Origin of the sequence: Streptomyces blattellae (assembly GCF_009709555.1) — a bacterium.
Classification (GTDB): domain Bacteria; phylum Actinomycetota; class Actinomycetes; order Streptomycetales; family Streptomycetaceae; genus Streptomyces; species Streptomyces blattellae.
This window is the reverse complement of record NZ_WJBG01000166.1, coordinates 1-22,326: the sequence shown is the minus strand read 5'-3', so window position 1 is coordinate 22,326 and position 22,326 is coordinate 1. Positions and strand designations below refer to the sequence as shown.

The following is a 22,326-nucleotide window of genomic DNA, read 5'->3' as shown; positions in this document are numbered from 1 at the left end:
TTCGTCGTACTCCCGGCTCAGCGGCCCAGCGCGCGGCGTCCGCGGCCCTGGGACAGGACCGGCAGGTTGCGGGTCGGTGCCTTGTCGCGCGGGGTCTCCTCCTCGATGCGCAGGGCGAGGGCCGGGCAACGGCGCACCGCACGCACCGCCTTGGCCTCGGCGTAGCGCGGCACCTGTGCCTGCGCGACGGTCGGGAAGCCGTCGGCGCCGAGTTCGAAGACCTCCGGGAGGATGTCCGCGCACAGGCCGTGGCCGCGGCACAGCGTCCAGTCGACGTAGATCTTCTGGCGGCTGGGACCGTTCTCCTCGGACTCGCCGCCGCCGGGGATGCCCGTCGGGGCCCTGCCGCCCTCGAAGAGGGGCAGAACACCCTCCACGGGTCTTCCACAGCCGTTTCCGAGGACATGCGCGGCAAGGTCGTCGGTGAAGGCCTTGACGGTCGACTCCAGGAACATCGCGGAGCCGTCGGGGTGGGAGCACGCGCCGCGCCGCTTCACGTTCTTGGCGACCTGCTTGACGGCTTCCAGGGCGGCCGGACCGCCGCCGTTGAGGATGTCTTCCAGGCCGCGCGCCGCGGCCGGCAGACCCAGGTAGCAGGGACCGCACTGTCCCGCACTCTCCTCGGCCAGCCACTGGGCCACGCGCAGCGACTCGCCCAGCGGGCAGGTCTCCTGAGTGATCGGCAGGATCGCTCCGGCGCCCAGCGCTCCGCCCACCGCGTCCAGCGAATTGCGCGAGACGATCGCCTCGTTGACCGTCGCGGCGTCGATCCACTTGCCGTGGTAGCCGCCGGTCAGCACACCCTGCGGAACCGGCGGGGCGCCGGCGAGCTGAAGGACGTAACGCAGCGGCACTCCGGTGGGGACCTCGATCACCATGGGGCGGGCCACCGCGCCGGAGACCGTGAGCATGACGGTGCCGGGTTCGTCGTACAGGCCGGTGTTGCCGTAGCGCTCCGGGCCGATGCGGGCGGCGATGGCGAGTTGGGCGAACGTCTCGGCGTTGGAGAGCAGGGTCGGGGCGCCGCCGACGCCGTTCTGCGAGGCGCTGACCTTGCGGCCGGGCGGGATCGCCGGGCCGCCGTCGATGGACCGGATCAGCGACGCCGCCGCTCCGGTGACCATCCGTACGGGATTGCGCTGCACGCGCGCGCGGAGGGCCGATCTACGGCCGTTGCTCAGGCCGCGTTCGGCGAGGGCGGCTTCCATGGAGCGCTGCGTGGACTCCCGGGTGACCCCCACCACGAGCGTGCGGGCACCCAGGGCCTCGGCGCACAACAGGGCGCCGTCCAGGATCAGATGAGGGGCACGGTTGATGAGCACCGTGTCCTTGCGGCAGGCCGGTTCGTCCTCGCTTCCGTTGACGACGACGACCGGGCGCACACCGCGCTTGATCGCCGCCTCGGCGACCGAGCGCAGCTTCTTGTGGAAGGGGAAGCCCGCGCCGCCGCGGCCCTTCAGGTTGATGTTCTCGGCGAGCTTGGCGAGTTGCTCGCCGCCCAGGGGTTCGAGCGGCCCGTGCACCTTCAGGTGCATGGGCAGATCGAGTCTTTCGACAAGGTCGAAGCCCGACGTGAGCTGGGGAAGGCCGACCACGCGGACTTCTGGTACGTCGGGCAGGGCCTCGTTCACCTATAGCCTCCGGAAGGCGTGTTCCAAGGTTCGCCCGGACCTGGTGAGTCGAAGTCGTACGAATCACCGGGGGATGGTTCATTGGCGGGACCGCTGTTGTACGTGTCATTGGGGGAGTACGTGCCGTAGAGGGTGTTCGTCTCACCGGTGTCGTACACATCACTCTGGCCGTACCCGCCGGTGTCCTGATTGCCATAGGCCGGGATGTTGTATCCCGTGTCGGTGAGCGGGTCGTACGCCGACGGGGGCGCCTCGCCGACGGGCGGCGGCGACGGGATCGGCCAGCTGCCCGAGGTGCTGCCGCCGTTGTCGACCCGCGGGATCGCCTCCGTGGCCTGCATGTCCAGCGGCAGCTCCATGCGCGCGGTCTGGTCGGCTGCGTACGGCTGCTGGGAGCGCGGAGGCGTCACGGCGCGGTAGGCGGCCGCGAAGCCGTTCGCGGGCTCCGGGGCGGGCCGCTCGTACAGCGGCGCCGAGGGGGGTGTCATCCGCGGCTGGGGGCCTGTGGCGTCGGCTCGCTCGTAGCCGGGCAGGGTGGCGCGCTGGGGGCCCGTGGCGTCGGCCCGCTCGTAGCCGGGCAGGGTGGCGCCTCCCGTGGCCCGGGCGCGGCTCTCCTCCAGGTCCTCGCGGCCCGACTTCTCCTCGGTGCCGAGGATCGCGGCCACCCTGTCCTGGACCTGGCGCTTGAAGGGGCGCGGTGCCGCGCGCAGAGCCAGGGCCGCGATGACGCCGACCACGCACAGCCCGTACATGACCGTGAAGATCGGGCTTTTCACGGCGCGTCCCGCGTACAGGCCGTGCAGCAGCCCTGCGCACCAGGCCGGATAGGCCAGCATGTGCATCGCCCGCCAGCGGGCCGCGACCGGCGCCGGGGAGGCGAACTGGGTGCGCAGCGCGCCGGTGATCCCCACGAAGATCATGAGCTGGCCGGCCAGTGTGCCGAGGCCGATGAGGGCGGCGCTGCCCGGGATCTCGTCGCCGCCGGCGAAGACCAGCCCGAAGGGGATGAACACGGCGATCCAGCCGACGTGGTCGAGAGCCAGCTTGACTCCGATGTGCAGCAGGAGGAACGCGATCGAGCCGACGGCGGTCACCCGGTGGATGCCCTGCGAGATGATCCGCTGCCGGGTGTCGAGGATCATCCGGTCCTGGGCCACGAGCCCCCAGATCACGGAGCAGGTGAGCAGGACGAGCGACACCACGCCCGCCCCGAAGTTGAGGAATTCCTGGAGCCAGAGGCCTCCGTACACCACGACAAGGGGTATGGCCAGCAGGAAGACAGCCGTCGCCACCCCGTAGGCCGACCGGCCTGCCTGGGGGAGCGAGCTGTTGCTACTACGAGGGTTCATGGGGGCAACTCCGAGCAGTTCGGGAAAGCGGTCCCGCTGCCGCACTCTAAGTCCAGCCAAACCGAGCGGTACGCCGTTTGAGTTATTGCGTTGTTATCTACGGGCTCTGAGGGGCCTGTGTTGTCCTTTAGCGGCTGTTACGCCGGGTAATAATTGAACTATGTTCAGCTTTTCGGAATCTTCACAAGCGGCCGTGGGGCGTCAGTGTGCCCCATGGAAGCCCGTCGCGGCCCCCTCGACGGCTGCGGTACCCTGACGCCATGCGTGCCGTACGCCTTCTGCTTAGCGAGCCGCGCTGATCAGTCCCGACCCACGGTGAGACCGGGTGGTCGGAATCGGCGCGGCGTCCCCTCCTGTGCGAGGGGATTTTTCGTTTCTTGAAAGTCGCCGCTGGCAGAGACGATCGATGGAGCTTTGAGGACCATGAGCGAGACGAACCCCGCTGCCGCCGCCGAGGTGGCCGCGCCGCACCGCTACACCGCGGCCCTGGCCGCGGACATCGAGGCACGCTGGCAGGACTTCTGGGACGCCGACGGCACCTATGCGGCGCCGAACCCCAAGGGCGACCTGGCGGGCGACCCCGAACTGGCCGCCAAGCCCAAGAAGTTCATCATGGACATGTTCCCGTACCCCTCCGGTGCGGGCCTGCACGTCGGCCACCCCCTGGGCTACATCGCCACCGATGTATTCGCCCGGTTCCAGCGCATGACCGGCCACAACGTCCTGCACACCCTGGGCTTCGACGCCTTCGGCCTGCCCGCCGAGCAGTACGCCGTGCAGACCGGCACGCACCCGCGCGTGTCCACCGAGGCCAACATCGAGAACATGAAGATCCAGCTGCGCCGGCTGGGCCTGGGCCACGACAAGCGCCGGTCGTTCGCCACGATCGACCCGGACTACTACAAGTGGACCCAGTGGATCTTCCTGCAGATCTTCAACTCCTGGTACGACGACGAGGCTCGCACCGCCCGCCCGGTCTCCGAGCTGGTCGCGCAGTTCGAGAGCGGTGAGCGCGCGCTGCCGGGCGGCCGATCCTGGAACGAGCTGAGCGCCGCCGAGCGCGCCGACGTCCTGGGTGAGTACCGCCTGGCCTACGCCTCCGACGCGCCCGTCAACTGGTGCCCGGGCCTGGGCACCGTGCTGGCCAACGAGGAGGTCACCGCCGACGGCCGCTCCGAGCGCGGCAACTTCCCCGTCTTCAAGGCCAAGCTGCGCCAGTGGAACATGCGCATCACCGCCTACGCCGACCGGCTGCTGGACGACCTGGACGCGCTGGACTGGCCCGAGGCCATCAAGCTGCAGCAGCGCAACTGGATCGGCCGCTCCGAGGGCGCCCGCGTCGATTTCCCGATCGACGGCGAGCGCATCACCGTCTTCACCACCCGCCCGGACACCCTGTTCGGCGCGACCTACATGGTGCTGGCCCCCGAGCACCCGCTGGTCGAGAAGTTCACGCCTGCCGCGTGGCCGGAGGGTACGCACGACGTGTGGACCGGCGGCCACGCGACCCCGGCCCAGGCCGTCACCGCCTACCGCGCGCAGGCCGCCTCGAAGTCCGACGTCGAGCGGCAGGCCGAGGCCAAGGACAAGACCGGCGTCTTCATCGGCGCCTACGCGACCAACCCGGTCAACGGCGAGCGGATCCCCGTCTTCATCGCCGACTACGTCCTGATGGGCTACGGCACCGGCGCGATCATGGCCGTGCCGGCGGGCGACCAGCGCGACTTCGAGTTCGCGCGCGCCTTCGAGCTGCCCATCCACTGCATCGTCGAGCCGACCGACGGCCGGGGCACGGACACCTCCACATGGGAGGACGCCTTCTCGTCGTACGACGCGAAGATCATCAACTCCAGTGGCGAAAGTGTCTCCCTGGACGGCCTGGGCGTCGCCGAGGCCAAGACGCGCATCACCGAGTGGCTGGAGCGCACGGGCATCGGCGAGGGCACGGTCAACTTCCGGCTGCGCGACTGGCTGTTCAGCCGCCAGCGCTACTGGGGCGAGCCCTTCCCGATCGTCTACGACGAGGAGGGCATCGCCCACGCGCTGCCCGAGTCGATGCTGCCGCTGGAGCTGCCGGAGGTCGAGGACTACTCACCGCGCACCTTCGACCCGGACGACGCCGACACCCAGCCCGAGACGCCGCTGTCGCGCAACGAGGAGTGGGTCGACGTCACCCTGGACCTGGGCGACGGCCGCGGTCCGCGCAGGTACCGGCGTGAGACCAACACCATGCCCAACTGGGCCGGTTCCTGCTGGTACGAGCTGCGCTACCTGGACCCGCACAACGGGCGGCAGCTGGTCGACCCCGAGATCGAGCGGTACTGGATGGGCCCGCGCGAGGGCCAGCCGCACGGCGGCGTCGACCTGTACGTGGGCGGCGCCGAGCACGCCGTACTGCACCTGCTGTACGCGCGCTTCTGGTCCAAGGTCCTGTACGACCTGGGGCACGTCTCGTCGGTCGAGCCGTTCCACAAGCTGTTCAACCAGGGCATGATCCAGGCCTACGTCTACCGCGACAGCCGTGGCATCGCGGTGGCGGCCGCCGAGGTGGAGGAGCGCGACGGCGCGTACTACTACCAGGGCGAGAAGGTCTCCCGGCTGCTGGGCAAGATGGGCAAGTCCCTGAAGAACGCGGTCACTCCGGACGAGATCTGCGCCGAGTACGGCGCGGACACGCTGCGGCTGTACGAGATGGCGATGGGCCCGCTGGACGTGTCCCGGCCGTGGGACACACGCGCGGTGGTGGGCCAGTTCCGGCTGCTGCAGCGGCTGTGGCGCAACGTCGTCGACGAGGCGACCGGCGATGTGACGGTCGTCGACGCGGAGCCCGACGAGGACACGCTGCGTGCCCTGCACAAGGCGATCGACGGGGTGCGCGGTGACCTGGAGGGCATGCGGTTCAACACCGCCATCGCCAAGGTCACCGAGCTGAACAACCACCTGACCAAGGCCTCGGGCGCGGTGCCGCGGTCGATCGCCGAGCCGCTGGTGCTGCTGGTCGCGCCGCTGGCCCCGCACATCGCCGAGGAACTGTGGCGCAAGCTGGGCCATGAGGGCTCGGTGGTCCACCAGGACTTCCCGGTCGCCGACCCGGCGTACGTCGTCGACGAGACCGTGACCTGCGTGGTCCAGGTCAAGGGCAAGGTCAAGGCCCGCCTGGAGGTCTCGCCGGCCATCTCCGGGGAGGAGCTGGAGAAGGTCGCGCTGACCGACGAGAAGGTCGTCGCGGCACTGGACGGCGCCGGGATCCGCAAGGTGATCGTGCGGGCGCCGAAGCTGGTGAACATCGTTCCGGTGTAGGGGTCGTTCCGGCGCAGGGGTCGTTCCGGCGCAGGGGTCGTTCCGGCCGAGGCGTTGTTCCGCGGCGGGTGCGGCGGGTGCGGCGGGTGCGGCGGGTGCGGCGGGTGCGGCGGGTGCGGCGGGTGCGTCCGGGCGTGGTGCGGTGCTACGCGGGCGCGGCGTGGGTGTGAGCATGGGCGTTGGCACGGCGCGGGGTGTGCGCGGGTGCGGGTGCGGGTGTCGTGCCGGTTGGGGCCTCGGACTAGGGGTGATCCCCTACGGGCAGGATCGGGGTTTTTCTGGAACCCCGGGCCTGCCCGCTGCGTTTACCGTTGAAGAGCGGCGCGGCGGCCAGTGCCGGGCCCGTTCGGAGGAGGAGCGTCGTGGAAGCAGTCGTCGCAGTTTTCGCCCTGCTCTTCATGCTCTTCCTCGGACTCGGCGCCTACGCCACGGTGAAGGCGGTCGGCGCGGCCAAGCGCGGCGTGGACCGCACCCTCACCCAGGCCCGCCGCACGGTGGAGGACCACACCCTGCGGGCCAAGTCCCTCGCCCAGATCGGCCCCGCGGGCGAGATCGCCCAGCTCCGGCTCAAGCTGCGCACGTCGATGCGGGCCACCCAGGACGCGCTGCACGCGCGCGTGGCGCAGGACGAGTCCCTCAAGGAGTCCATCGGCCTCTTCGAGCGTCTCAGCGCGCACGGCCATGAACTGGACGACGACCTCAAGCGACTGGAGTCCGAGCCCGACCGCGCGGCCCTGGCGGAGCGTCTGCCCGCGCTGCGTGAGCGCACCAGACGCATCACCGACTCGGCGGACTCGCTGCGCTGGGCGGCCCGGGACCGGGCCCACCGCTTCGCGGACGACGACCTGGACTCGCTCAGCACCCAGATCGACGTGGAGACCGGCGCCCTGCGGCACTGGACCGGCTCGGAACCCGCGCCGCCCCCGTGGCCCGAAGCGCCCGCCGCCGACAGCCCCGGAACCCGGCAGACCTGGCCGGAGACACCCCGGTCGGAGCCGGCCGAGGAGTCGGCACGACCCGCCATCACCCCGCCGGCCTCGCGTCCGACGTACCCCTGGCAGAAGAAGCACCGTCCCGAGAGCACCACTTGATACGGTTTCGGCCTGCCCGCCTCAGCGGGGCCGGGCTGCCGCCCGGGCACTACGCCAGGTAATCTCCAGCTCATGTCCCGCCATGTCGCGATCGTCACCGATTCAACGGCCTACCTGCCGCCGCGGACGATGGAGCGCCACGGCATCACAGCGGTGCCCCTGACCGTCGTCCTCGGTGACCGGGCACTGGAAGAGGGCACCGAGATCTCCACCCGTTCCCTGGCCCAGGCGCTCCAGAAGCGCCGCCCCGTCACCACCTCACGCCCCAGCCCAGAGCTGTTCGCCGAGACTTATCGCACGGTCGCCGAGTCCGGCGCCACCGACATCGTCTCGCTGCATCTGTCCGCCGAACTCTCCGGTACCTACGACGCGGCGCTCGTCGCGGCGCGCGAGGCAGCGGTGCCGGTTCGGGTCGTGGACACCGGGATGGTCGCGATGGCGCTCGGGTTCTGTGCGCTCGCGGCCGCCGAGGCGGCGGAATCCGGCGGCACGGTGGACGAGGCGGTCACGGCCGCGGAGAAGCGGGCCTCCGGCATGTCCGCCTACTTCTACGTCGACACCCTCGACTATCTGCGCCGCGGCGGGCGGATCGGCGCAGCGCAGGCCCTGCTCGGCTCCGCCCTGGCGGTGAAGCCGCTGCTGAAGCTGGAGGGCGGCCGTATCGAGCTTCTGGAGAAGGTACGGACGGCGTCGAAGGCCATCGCCCGCCTTGAGGAGATCGTGGCCGACCGGGCGGGCGGCGCCCAGGTCGACATCGCCGTCCACCATCTCGCCGCCCAGGAGCGGGCGTCGGCCCTGGAGGACCGGCTGCGGGCGCGGGTACCCTGCCTCGCCGACCTGCATGTGAGCGAGGTGGGGGCGGTGATCGGGGCGCATACCGGGCCCGGGTTGCTGGGGGTCGTGGTGTCGCCGCGGTGACAGCGGCGTGGTGGTGTGGGGTTCCGACGGTGGTGGGCGTGGGTGTGGGTGCCTCACTCGTGTGAGTGAGGGAGTTATCCACAACTCGGCGGTAGTCCCCGGGATTTGACCAAGATCATCGCGATGGGGCGGGGCTGGCCGATCCTCGTCGCATGGCACTTCGATCACGTTCAGGCACAGCGATCGCAAGCAGCGGCCCTGGTCGCGGCCCCGCCTCCGACGGCCGCATCCGCCATCGCCGCCCTTACCCACGGAGCCGGGCCCGGTACCGATACGCGTCGGCGGATGAGCTTCGACGACGAGCGGAGATTCTGTTCGGCGAACGGGCCGGGCGGCGAGGGGAGTTGGCGGAAGAGGCGGCGGGTGCAGGCGGGGGTCGGGGCGTACCTGATGTCCCGTGCGCCGAGCCTCACATCCCGTACGCCGACATGGATGCCGGTGACGATATGGCGGGCGTGGCCGGCGCAGTCGGTGACCACGCCCCGAGTGCTTCCGTGGACGTCGGCGACGAGGTCGAGGTCCGGCCGAGCGTGGGAACTCGGCGAGGGCGGGTCGGGCCGGTGTTGCGGGAGCGGATGCCGGTGTGGCTCCAGGCGCGGTGCGGGCTGGAGCGGAGGAGCGTTGTCGCTCTCACCGCGCTGCTGGTCATCGCCGCGGCCTTGGCCGTGCAGCACTTCTGGACCGGCCGTACCCAGCCCGTGCGCCCGCCCGAGGTAGTACGGGCGGCGGCTGCCATCGGGGAAGCAGCGCAAGCGGAAGGCGAGCCGGGCAAGGCTCCCGGCGGCCCCACTGCCGGAGGGACCGCGGCGGCCGAGATCGTGGTGGACGTCAGCGGCAAGGTCCGGGAGCCCGGGATCCAGAACCTCCCCGCGGGTTCGCGGGTCGTCGACGCGCTCCGTGCGGCGGGCGGGGTACGTCCCGGGACGAACACCGACGGTCTCAACCGCGCACGCTTCCTCGTGGACGGAGAGCAGGTGATCGTCGGCGCTCCCGGTGCGGCCCCGGGCTCGGTCCCGGGCGGTGCGGCCGCCGGAGGCACGATCGGCTCAGCCGCGGGGGCGGCTCCCACGGCTCCCGTCTCGCTCAGCACGGCAACCGTGGAACAGCTCGACACCCTGCCGGGTGTGGGACCGGTGCTGGCGCAGCACATCATCGACTACCGCACCCAGCACGGCGGATTCCGCTCGGTGGACCAGCTGCGCGAGGTGAACGGCATCGGTGACCGTCGCTTCGCCGATCTGCGGAATCTCGTACAGCCATGAGCGCCACCCAGGGGCACGGCACGGCTGAGCGGGATCCCGGGCCGGCGACCCCCTCCAGTACCGACGTCTGCGATGTCTCCCACGATTCCGGCGTTGCCGGTCCCCGCGCCCCGGTGCACACGGCCTCCGGCAAGCGGCTCGGCGCTGCACACCCTCGACAGGAAGGACCGACGGACCTACGGCTCGTTCCCCCCGCGCTCGCTGCCTGGGCGACGGCCGCGCCGGCGTTGGACGCGCCGCCGGAGTGGGTCATCGGCATCGCGGGCGTCTGCCTGGTCGCGGCGGGTGTCCTGTTGGCGATACGGCGACGATGGTCCCGCGTCTCGATCGCCGCGGTCCTCCTGTGTGTCGCCGCCGGTGCGGCCTCCGCCGGGTTGCACGGGGCAGATCTGCGGCGCGGGCCGGTGCCCGGGCTGGCGCGGGATTACGCGACCGTGACGGCCGAGGTCGAGGTGACCGCCGATCCCCGGCTCACCCGGCCCCGGATCAGCGGGAACCACGCGGCGCCGAGCGCCGTGCTGATCGGCGCGGACGTGCGGCACGTCGAGACGGCGGACGGGACAGCGGTGGAGACGCGAGCACCGGTGCTGGTGATCGTCGATGCTGGGCCACGCCCCACCGCCGAGGGACCGGCGGCCTCGCCGTGGCTGCGGCTGCTGCCCTCCACGCGGCTGCGCGTCACCGCACGGCTGGCCCCCGCCCTGGTGGGCGGAGACCGGGTCGCGGCCGTGATGCGGGTGCGGGACCAGGCGGTGCCGCGGATCGTGGGGGAGCCGTCGGCGGCGCAGCGGTTCGCGGGGCGACTGCGGGCCGGGCTGCGGGAGGCCACGGACGGGTTGCCGGCGGATGCGCGGGCGCTGTTGCCGGGCCTGGTCGTCGGGGACACCGCACGGATCACTCCGGAGCTGGACGAGGCATTCAAGGAGACGGACCTCGCGCACACCCTCGCCGTCTCCGGAAGCAACCTCACGATCATCCTCGCCCTGCTCATCGGACCGCCCGGCCTGGCCCAGCGCGTCGAGCGGCGCGGCCTTGCGCCCCGCCTCGGCATCCCGCTGCGGACGACCGCGTTGTTCGGCGGCGTACTCACGCTCGGATTCGTCGTGGTGTGCCGTCCTGATCCGAGCGTGCTGCGGGCCGCGGCCTGCGGGACGGTCGTGCTGCTCGCCCTCGCGACCGGACGCCGCAGATCGCTGATCCCCGCGCTGGCGACGGCCGTCCTGCTGCTGGTGCTGTACGACCCGTGGCTGGCCAGGAGTTACGGCTTTCTGCTGTCCGTGCTGGCCACCGGCGCCCTGCTCACGCTCGCGCCCCGCTGGAGCACCGCGTTGCGGCGGCGCCGGGTACCGCCGCGGCTCGCCGAGGCGCTGGCCGCCGCTGCCGCGGCTCAGGCGCTGTGCGCGCCGGTCGTCGCGGTGCTGTCGGCGCGGGTGAGCCTGGTGGCGGTGCCGTGCAATCTGCTGGTGGAGTTCGCGGTCGCGCCCGCCACGGTGCTGGGCTTCGCCGCGCTGGTGACGGCGCCGGTGACGATGCCGGTGGCCGAGGCGCTGGCGTGGTGCGCGAGTTGGCCGGCCGGGTGGATCGCGGACGTGGCCCGTACCGGGGCGGCCCTGCCCGGCGCGGGTGTGGACTGGCCGGGCAGCTGGACCGGGGCGGCACTGCTGGCGCTCGCCACGGTGGTGTTCCTGCTCGTCGGTCGCCGGCTGCTGCGGCATCCCTGGTGGTGCGGGGCCTGTGGGGTGCTGCTTCTGCTGGTCGTCGTACAGCCGCCGCCGCTGGCCAGGGTGATCACGGGGTGGCCGCCGCCGGGCTGGCGGATGGCGATGTGCGATGTCGGGCAAGGGGACGCGCTGGTGCTCGCGGCGGGGGAGGGCGCGGGCGTGGTCGTGGATGCCGGACCGGATCCGCGGCTGGTCGACCGCTGTCTGCGCACGCTCGGCATCACCCGCGTTCCGCTGGTGGTCCTGACCCATTTCCACGCGGATCATGTGGCGGGCCTGCCCGGGGTGCTGCGCGGGCGCGCGGTGGGTGCGATCCAGACGACGGGGCTCGAAGAGCCGGTGGACCAGGCGGAGTTCGTACGGAGAGAGGCGGCCTCGCGGCACATTCCGGTGACGAGAGCCGTCGCCGGGGAACAGCGGCGCAGCGGCGCGCTCAGCTGGCAGGTCGTCTGGCCGCCACCGCATGCGGCGGCGGTGCCGGAAGCGGAGGGACCGAACGACGCCAGTGTCAGCCTGCTCGTCCGGTCGGCGGGGCTGCGGCTCCTGCTGCTCGGGGACCTCGAACCCCCGGCCCAGCAGGCGCTGCTGAGGTCACCGGCAGGGGCACAGCTGGGTGGCGTGGACGTGCTCAAGGTGGCCCATCACGGCTCCGCCTATCAAGATCCGGAGCTGATACGCCGGGTCGCGCCGCGGCTGGCGTTGATCTCCTGCGGTGCGGACAACCCGTACGGGCATCCCGCGCCCGGTACGGTCGCGGCGCTGCGGGCACAGGGAGCGATGGTGCTGCGGACGGACGAGCACGGAGCCTTGGCTGTCGCGGGTACGGGCGTGGAACTGCTCGTGACGCGGGACTGAGGGCGTGAATCCCGCAGAGGTCGATGCCTGGCTCCGTCGCCTGAGCGCAGAGCACCCGGCATGGCCCACTGTCGACGTCCCGCGCGAGTTGCATCTGCGGCATCTGCGGAGCGTCCCGTTCGAGGGAGGGGCGCGCTCGGCGGGCGGGCGCTCACGGTGACCGAGGCGGACGGGGCGCCGGGGGGCGGGATGGAGGTGGCGGCTGTGCCGGTGGTTCGAGGGTCCGGCCAGCGCGGCTGACCTGGTGCTTCGGTGTCGGGGTGGGTGCCGGAAAATGGGGGCGTGAGTGATGTGAGACATGTGCTGGTGCTGCCTGACCGGGATGCCGCGGAAGCGGTCGTGGAGGCGTTGGGGGAGCGGTTCGGGTTGCGTGAGGAGCCGCAGGTGGTGCGGGACGCGCTGGCCGGTGAGGACGATGCCGAGGATGCGCAGTGGCTTGTTGTCCTGCGGGATGTGGAGGGGCGGTTGGACCCGGGGGAGCTGGATGTGTTTGCGGGGGAGTGGGAGGGGTGGAGGGAGGAGCCGTAGCGCTGCGCTGTGCTGCGTCGGTGCTGTGTTGCCGGGTGCGCGGGGCTGGGCTCTGTTTGAGGGTGCGTGGTGCGTGGTGCCTGTGCCTGTGCCTGTGCGGGTGCGGGTGCGCGGCGTTGGTGCTGAGCGGGGGTGGGTGCGCAGCCCGGCGCTTGCGGGGTGCCGCCTGCGCCCACCCGTGCCGCCCCAGGCGGCACGCATGCCCGCAGCTTGGCGTGCCTGCTGTGCGCAGCCAGCCGTGCCAGGTCTTGCCTTCGTTGTCAGTGGGGCGTGACATGCTTGTCGGGATGGCCAGGAAGAATGCACATGACGATCCGCTGGCTTCTGTCACGCTTGCTGTGGGGCAGGAGGATCTTCTGCTTGACCGTGCTGTGCAGGAGGTGGTGGCTGCGGCCAGGGCCGCCGACGCCGACACGGATGTACGGGATCTGACGCCGGACCAGCTGCAGCCGGGGACGTTGGCGGAGTTGACCAGTCCGTCGCTGTTCGCGGAGCGGAAGGTCGTGGTCGTACGGAATGCGCAGGACCTGTCCGCGGACACGGTCAAGGACGTGAAGGCGTATCTCGGGGCGCCCGCCGAGGAGATCACGCTCGTGTTGTTGCACGCGGGCGGGGCCAAGGGCAAGGGGCTGCTCGACGCCGCGCGGAAGGCCGGGGCGCGGGAGGTCGCCTGCCCCAAGATGACGAAGCCTGCGGATCGGCTGGCCTTTGTCAGAGGTGAGTTCCGGGGGCTCGGGCGGTCGGCCACGCCCGAGGCCTGCCAGGCGCTCGTCGACTCCATCGGGAGTGACCTGCGGGAGCTGGCCTCGGCGGCCTCCCAGCTCGTGGCCGATGTCGAGGGGACGATCGACGAGGCCGTCGTCGGGCGCTACTACACCGGCCGGGCCGAGGCTTCCAGCTTCACCGTCGCCGATCGCGCCGTCGAGGGCCGGGCCGCGGAGGCGCTGGAGGCGCTGAGATGGTCGCTGGCGACCGGGGTGGCGCCGGTGCTGATCACCAGCGCGCTCGCCCAGGGCGTGCGGGCGATCGGAAAGCTGTCCTCGGCGCGCGGCGGGCGGCCGGCCGATCTGGCGCGTGAGTTGGGCATGCCGCCATGGAAGATCGACCGGGTGCGCCAGCAGATGCGGGGCTGGACTCCGGACGGAGTGGCCGTGGCACTGCGGGCCGTCGCGGAGGCCGACGCGGGGGTGAAGGGCGGCGGGGACGATCCCGAGTACGCGTTGGAGAAGGCGGTCGTCACGATCGCGCGGGCCGCTCGGTCCAGGGGGCGAGGGTAGCCCGAAGAGAGGAGAATCGGGTGTATCAGCCGTAGATCGCCGATATGACGGAAAGGTGGCGTCTGGCATGGCTGAACACCCGCACGCAACTCTCGTCCGCAAGGGCTACGAAGCCTTCACCCGCGGTGACATGGATGCCCTGCGCGGGCTGATGACGTCGGACTGCACGCACCACGTACCGGGAAGTCACCAGCTGTCGGGCGACTTCAAGGGGCAGGACGCGGTCATCGACATGTACGGCCGACTGTTCCAGGAGACGGCCGGCACGATGCAGGTCGAACTGCGCAACATCCTCGTCGACGGCCGGGGCCACGCGGTCGCCGCGCATCACTTCACGGCGGAACGCCAGGGCAAGCGCATCGACGAGGACGGAGCCATCGTCTTCCGGGTCGTCGGAGACAAGATCAGCGATCTCGACGAGTGCGTCACCGATATCGACAAGGGCAACGAGTTCTGGTCGTAAACGCCCGGCGAACGAGGTCGGCGCACACCGAAGGCCCCGGCGCCCGCCCTGGGGAAGGGCGAGGTGCCGGGGCCTCCGGTTCGAGAGGGTGAGCCCGTACCCGCGTGGCGAACGCAGGCCGCGTACAGGCTCGGGGTGCCGGACGGGAGCGGATGAGAGAGGGCCCGCTCGATTCCCTCCGGCGGTCAAATCAAGTGTCAGCCGTTGAGCGAAGCGACCTTGGAAGCCAGCGCCGACTTCTTGTTGGCGGCCTGGTTCTTGTGGATGACGCCCTTGGAGACGGCCTTGTCGAGCTGACGCGCGGCAGCGCGCTGGTACTCGGTGGCCTTCTCGACGTCACCCGCGGCAGCGGCCTCACGGGCCTTGCGGATCGCGGTCTTCAGGGAGGACTTGACGGCCTTGTTGCGCAGCCGGGCCTTCTCGTTGGTCTTGATCCGCTTGATCTGGGACTTGATGTTCGCCACGAATGAGCCTTTTCAGGTTCTGGCACGGGACCGCACGGGACCCGTACCGATGATTTTCTGGAGCGTGCCTCGCGCTGAGAGGGCATGAGACACAGCCACCCAGACTACCAGCGGCCCCGGCGACGGCCCAAAACGGTGCCCGGTCGCCGCCCGTGGGACCATGGAGCCTACGTATCGATCCGACCCGAGCCGCTGACCCTGCGGATATCTCAAGAATCAGGACCCTGCGTGCCCGCGACCCCTAACAATGTGCCCGAGCCGAGCCGTACCGCCCCGGCTCTGATCCGCAATTTCTGCATCATCGCGCACATCGACCACGGCAAGTCCACGCTCGCCGACCGGATGCTCCAGCTGACCGGGGTGGTCGAGCAGCGGCAGATGCGCGCTCAGTACCTCGACCGCATGGACATCGAGCGCGAGCGCGGCATCACGATCAAGTCCCAGGCGGTGCGTCTGCCGTGGGCTCCCACCCACGACAAGAACAACACGCACATCCTCAACATGATCGACACCCCCGGGCACGTCGACTTCACCTACGAGGTCTCACGGTCGCTCGCCGCGTGCGAGGGCACCATCCTCCTCGTCGACGCCGCCCAGGGCATCGAGGCCCAGACCCTCGCCAACCTGTACCTGGCGATGGAGAACGACCTCACGATCATCCCCGTACTGAACAAGATCGACCTGCCGGCCGCGCAGCCCGAGAAGTTCTCCGAGGAGCTCGCCAACCTCGTCGGCTGCGAGCCCGGCGACGTCCTCAAGGTCTCCGCCAAGACCGGCCTGGGCGTCGAGGCGCTGCTGGACAAGGTCGTCGCGGAGATCCCGGCCCCGGTCGGTGTCCAGGACGCCCCCGCGCGCGCCATGATCTTCGACTCGGTCTACGACTCCTACCGGGGTGTGGTCACCTACGTCCGTGTCATCGACGGCCAGCTCAACAAGCGCGAGCGGATCCGGATGATGTCGACCGGCGCCACGCACGAGCTGCTGGAGATCGGGGCGAACTCGCCGGAGATGCTGCCCGCCGACGGCCTCGCCGTCGGCGAGGTGGGTTACCTGATCACGGGTGTGAAGGACGTCCGGCAGTCCAAGGTCGGTGACACCGTCACCAGCCAGCAGAAGGGGGCGACGGAGGCACTCGGCGGCTACAAGGACCCGAAGCCGATGGTCTTCTCCGGTCTGTATCCGCTGGACGGCTCCGACTACCCCGAGCTGCGCGAGGCCCTCGACAAGCTGCAGCTCAACGACGCCGCCCTCGTCTACGAGCCGGAGACCTCCGCCGCCCTCGGCTTCGGCTTCCGCGTCGGCTTCCTCGGCCTGCTGCACCTCGACGTGATCCGCGAGCGGCTGGAGCGCGAGTTCGGCCTCGACCTGATCGCCACCGCGCCGAACGTGGTCTACCGGGTCGTGATGGAGGACGGCACCGAGCACACCGTCACCAACCCGAGCGAGTTCCCCGAGGGCAAGATCAACGAGGTGTACGAGCCCGTCGTACGCGCCACGATCCTCGCCCCGACCGAGTTCATCGGCTCGATCATGGAGCTGTGTCAGACCCGGCGCGGCACCCTGCTCGGCATGGACTACCTGTCCGAGGACCGGGTGGAGATCCGCTACACGCTGCCGCTCGCGGAGATCGTCTTCGACTTCTTCGACCAGCTGAAGTCCAAGACGCGTGGCTACGCCTCCCTCGACTACGAACCCACCGGCGAGCAGACCTCCAGCCTGGTCAAGGTCGACATCCTGCTGCACGGCGACAAGGTGGACGCCTTCTCGGCGATCACGCACAAGGACGCGGCCTACGCGTACGGCGTGCGGCTGGTCGCCAAGCTGCGCGAGCTGATCCCGCGGCAGGCCTTCGAGGTGCCCATCCAGGCGGCCATCGGCTCCCGGGTCATCGCCCGCGAGACCATCCGCGCCATCCGCAAGGACGTCCTGGCCAAGTGCTACGGCGGTGACATCTCCCGTAAGCGGAAGCTGCTGGAGAAGCAGAAGGAGGGCAAGAAGCGGATGAAGATGGTGGGTTCCGTGGAGGTTCCTCAGGAGGCCTTCATCGCCGTTCTGTCCAGCGACGAGAGCGCCGGTTCCGGCAAGGGCAAGAAGTAGCCGACCGTCACCCGCGAAAATTGGGGCTCGTCGCGTCACAGCGTGGCGAGCCCCCGCGCATGCGTACGGGCGCTCGATGGAGGAAGTGACAGGCCGCAGCCCCTTACGCACCGGCCGGTCGCGCTCTACTCTGATCTCTGCTCGGTAGTTACTCGTGAGTTAAACAACCGATCGGCAATCGCTCGTGAGTGACGATCGGCAACCGCTCGTACGTGACACAGCAGCAGTGAAAACAGCCGCAATGAGCCAGCCGCGCAGCAGCGGGCCCCGGAGGATGTCGTGAGCGACACACAGACCTTGATCGAGAACCGTCCGCCGTCCGTGGCGGGCCTCTTCCTGGAACGCGTGGCCGCCACGCCGGATGCCGAGGCGTACCGCTACCCGGTACCCCCGGCCTCCGGACAGGGCCCGGACGAATGGAAGTCGCTGAGCTGGGCGCAGACCGCCGAGCGGGTCCACGCGATCGCCGCCGGACTGATCGAACTGGGTGTGCGGCCCGAGCAGCGTGTCGCGCTCGCCTCCGCCACCAGGATCGAATGGATCCTCGCCGACCTGGGCATCATGTGCGCCGGCGCCGCCACCACCACGGTCTATCCGCAGACCAACGCCGAGGAGTCGGCGTTCATCCTCTCCGACTCCGGCAGCCGGGTCCTCGTCGCGGAGAACGCCGAGCAGCTGGCCAAGGCGCAGGAGAAGCGCGCCGAGCTGCCCGAGCTGACCCACGTCGTGGTCATCGACCCGGACGGTGTCGAGACCGGCGACTGGGTGCTCACCCTCGCCGAGCTGGAGAGCCGGGGCGCCGCGTACCTGGAGAAGAACCCCGACCTGATCAAGGAACGGGTCGGCGCGATCACCAAGGACCAGCTCGCCACCCTCATCTACACCTCCGGCACCACGGGCCGGCCCAAGGGCGTCCGCCTTCCGCACGACAACTGGTCGTACATGGCGAAGGCGATCGCCGCGACCGGGCTCGTCAGCCAGGACGACGTGCAGTACCTCTGGCTGCCGCTCGCGCACGTCTTCGGCAAGGTGCTCACGTCCGGGCACATCGAGGTCGGACACGTCACCGCCGTCGACGGCAGGGTCGACAAGATCATCGAGAATCTGCCGGTGGTGCAGCCGACGTACATGGCGGCGGTGCCGCGGATCTTCGAGAAGGTCTACAACGGCGTCGTGGCCAAGGCCCGTGAGGGCGGGGCCGCCAAGTACAGGATCTTCCAGTGGGCCTCGGGGGTCGCCCGCGAGTACGCCAAGGTCACCCAGGACAACTTCCGCCGCACCGGCACCCACTCCGTGCCGTTCGGGCTCGCCGCCAAGCACAAGGTCGCCGACGCGCTCGTCTACGCCAAGCTGCGGGAGGCCTTCGGCGGGAATCTGCGGGCCTGTGTCTCCGGCTCGGTCGCCCTGGCGCCGGAGATCGGCTACTTCTTCGCCGGCGCCGGCATCCACATCCTGGAGGGCTACGGCCTCACCGAGTCCTCCGCGGCGTCCTTCGTGAACCCCGGCGAGGCCTACCGCACCGGCACGGTCGGCAAGCCGCTGCCCGGCACGGAGGTCCGCATCGCCGACGACGGCGAGATCCTGCTGCGCGGTCCCGGCATCATGGAGGGCTACCACGGGCTGCCCGAGAAGACGGCGGAGGTGCTGGAGCCGGACGGCTGGTTCCACACCGGCGACATCGGCGAGCTGTCGGCCGACGGGTATCTGCGGATCACCGACCGCAAGAAGGACCTGTTCAAGACGTCCGCCGGCAAGTACGTCGCGCCGACCGAGGTCGAGGGCGGCTTCAAGGCGGTGTGCCCGTACACCTCGAACATCGTGCTGATCGGCGCGGACCGGAACTTCTGCAGTGCGCTGATCGCCCTCGACGAGGCGGCGATCATGGGCTGGGCGAAGGACAACGGGCTGGAGGGCAAGTCGTACGACGAGGTCGTCGCCGCGCCTGCCACGGTGGCCCTCATCGACGGCTATGTGAAGCAGCTCAACGAGGGGCTTCAGCGGTGGCAGACGGTGAAGAAGTTCCGGCTGCTGCCGAGGGATCTCGATGTCGAGCATGGTGAGTTGACGCCGAGCCTGAAGTTGAAGCGGCCGGTTGTCGAGCGGGAGTACAAGTACCTCATCGAGGAGATGTATGAGGGGGCGCGCGAGGCGTAGGGGGCGGCGTAGGACTGCGTGGCGGCCGCGGGCACGTCGTGGCTGGTCGTGCCCGCGCGGCGGAGCCGCAAGTCGACACAGCCCGCGCCCCTGATGTCAGTATCCTCGGCCCTCGCTTACCAGTTGGCGCAGTTCCCTGATCTGCCTCAGTAGAGTCGCCGTATCTTGGGGTTCATTCCCCGTCAGCTGTTCCTCCAGTACGGCCAGCCGCGCGCCCATCTCGCCGCTCAGCCTCTCCAGTTGGCGGTTCTTGCGGTGCAGGTCCAGGAAGACGCTGACCTTGGCTCGTAGGACCCAGGGATCGAACGGTTTCGTCAAGTAGTCCGCGGCTCCGGTCGCGTAGCCGCGGAAGGCGTAGCCGGAGTCGTCCTCCGCTCCGGTGAGGAAGATGATGGGGACGTCCTTGGTCTGGTCGAGCCGCTTGATGTTCGCGGCGGTCTCGAAGCCGTCCATGCCCGGCATGCGGACGTCGAGGAGGACGAGGGCGAACTGCTGCCGCAGCAGGGCCTTCATCGCTTCCTCGCCCGAACGTGCCCGCACGAGCGGTTCGTTGAGGGACCCCAGGACGGCCTCCAGCGCTATCAGGTTGTCCTCCATGTCGTCCACCAGGAGGATGTTCGCGCGCTCGTCGGTCGTTGCCTCAGCGCTCATGATGACTGTGCCTCACTCTGTGGATCGTCGTCGGCCTGCTGGGCGTCCGCGTCATCCGGATCCAGGAGTGCGCAGACGACGGTCAGCAGCTGGTCGACGTCGACGGGCTTGGGGACGTAGCCGTTGGCGCCCCGGGCGATGGACTTCTCGCGGTCTCCCGGCATCGCCTTCGCGGTCAGCGCGACAATGGGCAGGCCTGTCCAGCGGGGGGTGCGGCGGATGGCGGCGATGGTCTCGTAGCCGTCCATCTCCGGCATCATGATGTCCATCAGGACGAGTTCGACGTCCGGGTTGCGCTCCAGGGTCTCAATGCCCTCGCGGCCGTTCTCCGCGTACAGCACCGGCATCCCGACCCGGCCCAGGACATGGGTGAGGGCGAAGACGTTGCGGATGTCGTCGTCCACTATCAACACCCTTCGTCCGGGCAGTACTTGGCCCGCGCGACCGGATTTCCACTCCTCCAGTTTGGTGGGTGCCGGCCAGCTGTCATCGGGCTCGTGCGCGGCGTACGGCTCGGCCGACAGCTGCTCGGGCACCGGCAGCGGACGTTCCTCGGGGACCGGGCCGGTCGCCGCGTGGCCGGGGCTGACGACGGGGACGTACAAGGTGAAGGTGGATCCCTTGCCGGGCTCGCTCTCGGCGACGATACGGCCGCCCAGCAGACCGGCGATCTCCCGGCTGATCGACAGTCCCAGTCCGGTGCCGCCGTACTTGCGGTTGGTGGTGCCGTCGGCCTGCTGGAACGCCTCGAAGATCACCGGGAGTTTCTCCGGCGCGATGCCGATGCCGGTGTCCGAGACGGTGAAGGCGATCACTTCGTCGGTGTCGCGGACTCCCCCACTCTCGACTTCGTTCGAGCGGGGGGACCCCCATCGGTGCTCGGGGTCCTTGACCCGGCTGACGCGGAGTTCGACCCGGCCCGTCGCGGTGAACTTGATCGCGTTGGAGAGCAGGTTGCGCAGGATCTGCTGCAGCCGCTGCTCGTCCGAGTACATCTCGCGCGGCACGTCCTCGCCGACCGCGACCTCGAAGGCGAGCCCCCGGTCGAGGGTGAGCGGGCGGAAGGTGGCGTGGACGTAGTCGAGGAGCTTGATCAGCGGCAGCTTCTTCGGGCGTACGTCCATCCTGCCCGCCTCGATCTTCGACAGGTCCAGGATGTCGTTGATCAGCTGGAGCAGGTCCGAGCCCGAGCGGTGGATCGTCGTCGCGAACTGGACTTCCTGGTCGGAGAGATGGCCGTCCGGGTTGTCCGACAGCAGTCTCGCCAGGATCAGCAGGGAGTTCAGCGGGGTGCGCAGTTCGTGCGACATGTTGGCCAGGAACTCCGACTTGTACTGCGAGGAGGTGGCCAGCAGGGCGGCCTTCTCCTCCAGTTCGGCGTTCGAGCGCTGCAACTCCGCCTGCTGCTCCTGGAGTTCGTCCGAGCGTTCCTGGAGCTGCATCGCCAGGCGCTGGGACTCGCCGAGCAGGGACTCGGTGCGGGAGTTGGCGATGATGGTGTTGATGGCGACGCCGATGGTGTTCACGAACTGGTCGAAGAACGCCAGGTGGACGTCGGAGAAGCGGGAGAAGGAGGCCAGTTCGATCACGCCGAGGAGCTTGCCCTCGAAGGGGATCGGGATGATGACGACGCTGGTGGGCGCCGCCTCACCGAGACCGCTGTTGATCTTGATGTAGTCCGGCGGGGCCTCCTCCACCAGGATCCGCTTCTTCTCGCGGGCCGCCTGCCGGACCAGGCCGTGCACGGGGAGACCGCCGGTCTCGACGGTCGCGCCCTGCGCGGCGCCGTATCCCGCGATGAACGCGAGGCCCTTCGAGGGGAGGGTGGGCCGCAGCGAGGCGCCGTCCTCCTCGGGGTCGGCCAGGTAGAAGGCGCCGTACTGGGCGTTCACCAGCGGGGTCAGCTCGCGCAGGATCAGGTCGGCGACCTCCATCAGGTCGCGGTGGCCCTGCATCAGGGCGGCCAGCCGGGCGAGGTTCGACTCCAGCCAGTCCTTGGCGCGGGTGGTCTCGCGGAGGTTGGCCACCATCAGGTTGATGTTGTCCTTCAGCTCGGCGACCTCGCCCTGGGTCTCCACGGTGATCGAGCGGGACATGTCGCCCTGGGCCACGGCCGAGGCGACCTCGGCGATGGCGCGGACCTGGGTGGTCAGGTTCGAGGCGAGTTCGTTCACGTTCGTCGTCAGGCGCTTCCAGGTGCCGTACACGCCCTCGACCCGTGCCTGGCCGCCGAGTTGGCCCTCGGAGCCGACCTCGCGGGCCACCCGGGTGACCTCGGAGGAGAAGGAGGACAGCGTGTCCACCATGGTGTTGATGGTGGTCTTCAGCTCCAGGATCTCGCCGCGCGCGTCCACGTCGATCTTCTTCGACAGGTCGCCCTGCGCCACGGCCGTGGCGACCTGGGCGATGTTCCGCACCTGTGAAGTCAGGTTGTCGGCCATGTAGTTGACGTTGTCCGTCAGATCCCGCCAGACACCGGAGACACCCAGCACCTGCGCGCGTCCGCCGAGCCGGCCGTCGGTGCCGACCTCGCGGGCCACGCGGGTGACCTCGTCGGCGAAGGCG

The 22,326-nt window shown here is 70.1% G+C and carries 15 protein-coding genes and 1 pseudogene; 11 read left to right on the top strand and 5 right to left on the bottom strand.

All coding sequences use genetic code 11. From position 1 onward, the window contains the following. Window positions 1–17 precede the first annotated feature (17 nt). Window positions 18–1,631 (bottom strand): NADH-quinone oxidoreductase subunit NuoF family protein, encoded by a 1,614-nt coding sequence (locus tag GFH49_RS20980; protein ID WP_155057636.1) that lies wholly within the window; start codon window positions 1,629–1,631, stop codon window positions 18–20. Then, complete coding sequence (locus tag GFH49_RS20975; protein WP_196218071.1) at window positions 1,628–2,980, bottom strand: ferric reductase-like transmembrane domain-containing protein; 1,353 nt, start codon at window positions 2,978–2,980, stop codon at window positions 1,628–1,630. Before GFH49_RS20975 ends, GFH49_RS20980 begins: the two co-directional genes overlap by 4 nt. A gap of 423 nt (window positions 2,981–3,403) precedes the next feature. Between GFH49_RS20975 and leuS the strand changes: the two genes are divergently transcribed. The 9 genes and pseudogenes from leuS to GFH49_RS20930 all read left to right on the top strand — a co-directional run bounded on the left by leuS (window position 3,404) and on the right by GFH49_RS20930 (window position 14,395). After that, on the top strand, window positions 3,404–6,280 hold the full coding sequence (gene leuS, locus GFH49_RS20970; RefSeq protein WP_155057635.1) for a leucine--tRNA ligase: 2,877 nt from the start codon (window positions 3,404–3,406) through the stop codon (window positions 6,278–6,280). Between the two features lie 362 nt (window positions 6,281–6,642). Next, a complete protein-coding gene (locus tag GFH49_RS20960; protein WP_155057633.1) occupies window positions 6,643–7,371 on the top strand; it encodes a hypothetical protein in 729 nt (242 codons plus the stop codon). Between the two features lie 72 nt (window positions 7,372–7,443). Continuing rightward, complete coding sequence (locus GFH49_RS20955) at window positions 7,444–8,289, top strand: DegV family protein (RefSeq protein ID WP_155057632.1); 846 nt, start codon at window positions 7,444–7,446, stop codon at window positions 8,287–8,289. A gap of 152 nt (window positions 8,290–8,441) precedes the next feature. Beyond that, window positions 8,442–9,551, top strand: coding sequence for a ComEA family DNA-binding protein (locus GFH49_RS20950; protein WP_155057631.1), 1,110 nt, complete (start codon window positions 8,442–8,444; stop codon window positions 9,549–9,551). Further along, window positions 9,548–12,127 (top strand): ComEC/Rec2 family competence protein, encoded by a 2,580-nt coding sequence (locus tag GFH49_RS20945; RefSeq protein ID WP_155057630.1) that lies wholly within the window; start codon window positions 9,548–9,550, stop codon window positions 12,125–12,127. The genes GFH49_RS20950 and GFH49_RS20945 overlap by 4 nt, the downstream gene beginning before the upstream one ends. A 4-nt stretch (window positions 12,128–12,131) precedes the next feature. Further along, window positions 12,132–12,251 (top strand): annotated as a pseudogene (locus tag GFH49_RS40250) (arylamine N-acetyltransferase); the annotation flags it as partial. A gap of 158 nt (window positions 12,252–12,409) precedes the next feature. Then, entirely contained in the window at window positions 12,410–12,655 is a 246-nt protein-coding gene (locus GFH49_RS20940) for a hypothetical protein (RefSeq protein ID WP_155057629.1), read from the top strand. A 287-nt stretch (window positions 12,656–12,942) separates the two neighbouring features. Further along, window positions 12,943–13,932, top strand: a complete 990-nt coding sequence (gene holA, locus GFH49_RS20935) for a DNA polymerase III subunit delta (RefSeq protein WP_196218070.1) — start codon at window positions 12,943–12,945, stop codon at window positions 13,930–13,932. A gap of 67 nt (window positions 13,933–13,999) precedes the next feature. Continuing rightward, entirely contained in the window at window positions 14,000–14,395 is a 396-nt protein-coding gene (locus tag GFH49_RS20930) for a nuclear transport factor 2 family protein (RefSeq protein ID WP_155057627.1), read from the top strand. Between the two features lie 197 nt (window positions 14,396–14,592). Here GFH49_RS20930 and rpsT read toward each other — a convergent pair whose 3' ends face one another. Further along, entirely contained in the window at window positions 14,593–14,859 is a 267-nt protein-coding gene (rpsT, locus tag GFH49_RS20925; RefSeq protein WP_155057626.1) for a 30S ribosomal protein S20, read from the bottom strand. Between the two features lie 228 nt (window positions 14,860–15,087). On the opposite strand from rpsT, the gene lepA reads away from it, so the two are divergent. Then, entirely contained in the window at window positions 15,088–16,956 is a 1,869-nt protein-coding gene (lepA, locus tag GFH49_RS20920; RefSeq protein ID WP_155057625.1) for a translation elongation factor 4, read from the top strand. A gap of 279 nt (window positions 16,957–17,235) precedes the next feature. After that, window positions 17,236–19,110: an AMP-dependent synthetase/ligase gene (locus tag GFH49_RS20915; protein WP_155057624.1), complete on the top strand. Its 1,875-nt coding sequence runs from the start codon at window positions 17,236–17,238 to the stop codon at window positions 19,108–19,110. Between the two features lie 96 nt (window positions 19,111–19,206). Here GFH49_RS20915 and GFH49_RS20910 read toward each other — a convergent pair whose 3' ends face one another. Beyond that, window positions 19,207–19,761: a response regulator gene (locus GFH49_RS20910; protein ID WP_155057623.1), complete on the bottom strand. Its 555-nt coding sequence runs from the start codon at window positions 19,759–19,761 to the stop codon at window positions 19,207–19,209. Then, window positions 19,758–22,326, bottom strand: a 2,569-nt coding sequence (locus GFH49_RS20905) for an ATP-binding protein (protein ID WP_155057622.1), incomplete at its 5' end; no start/stop codon positions are given. The genes GFH49_RS20905 and GFH49_RS20910, both read right to left, overlap by 4 nt.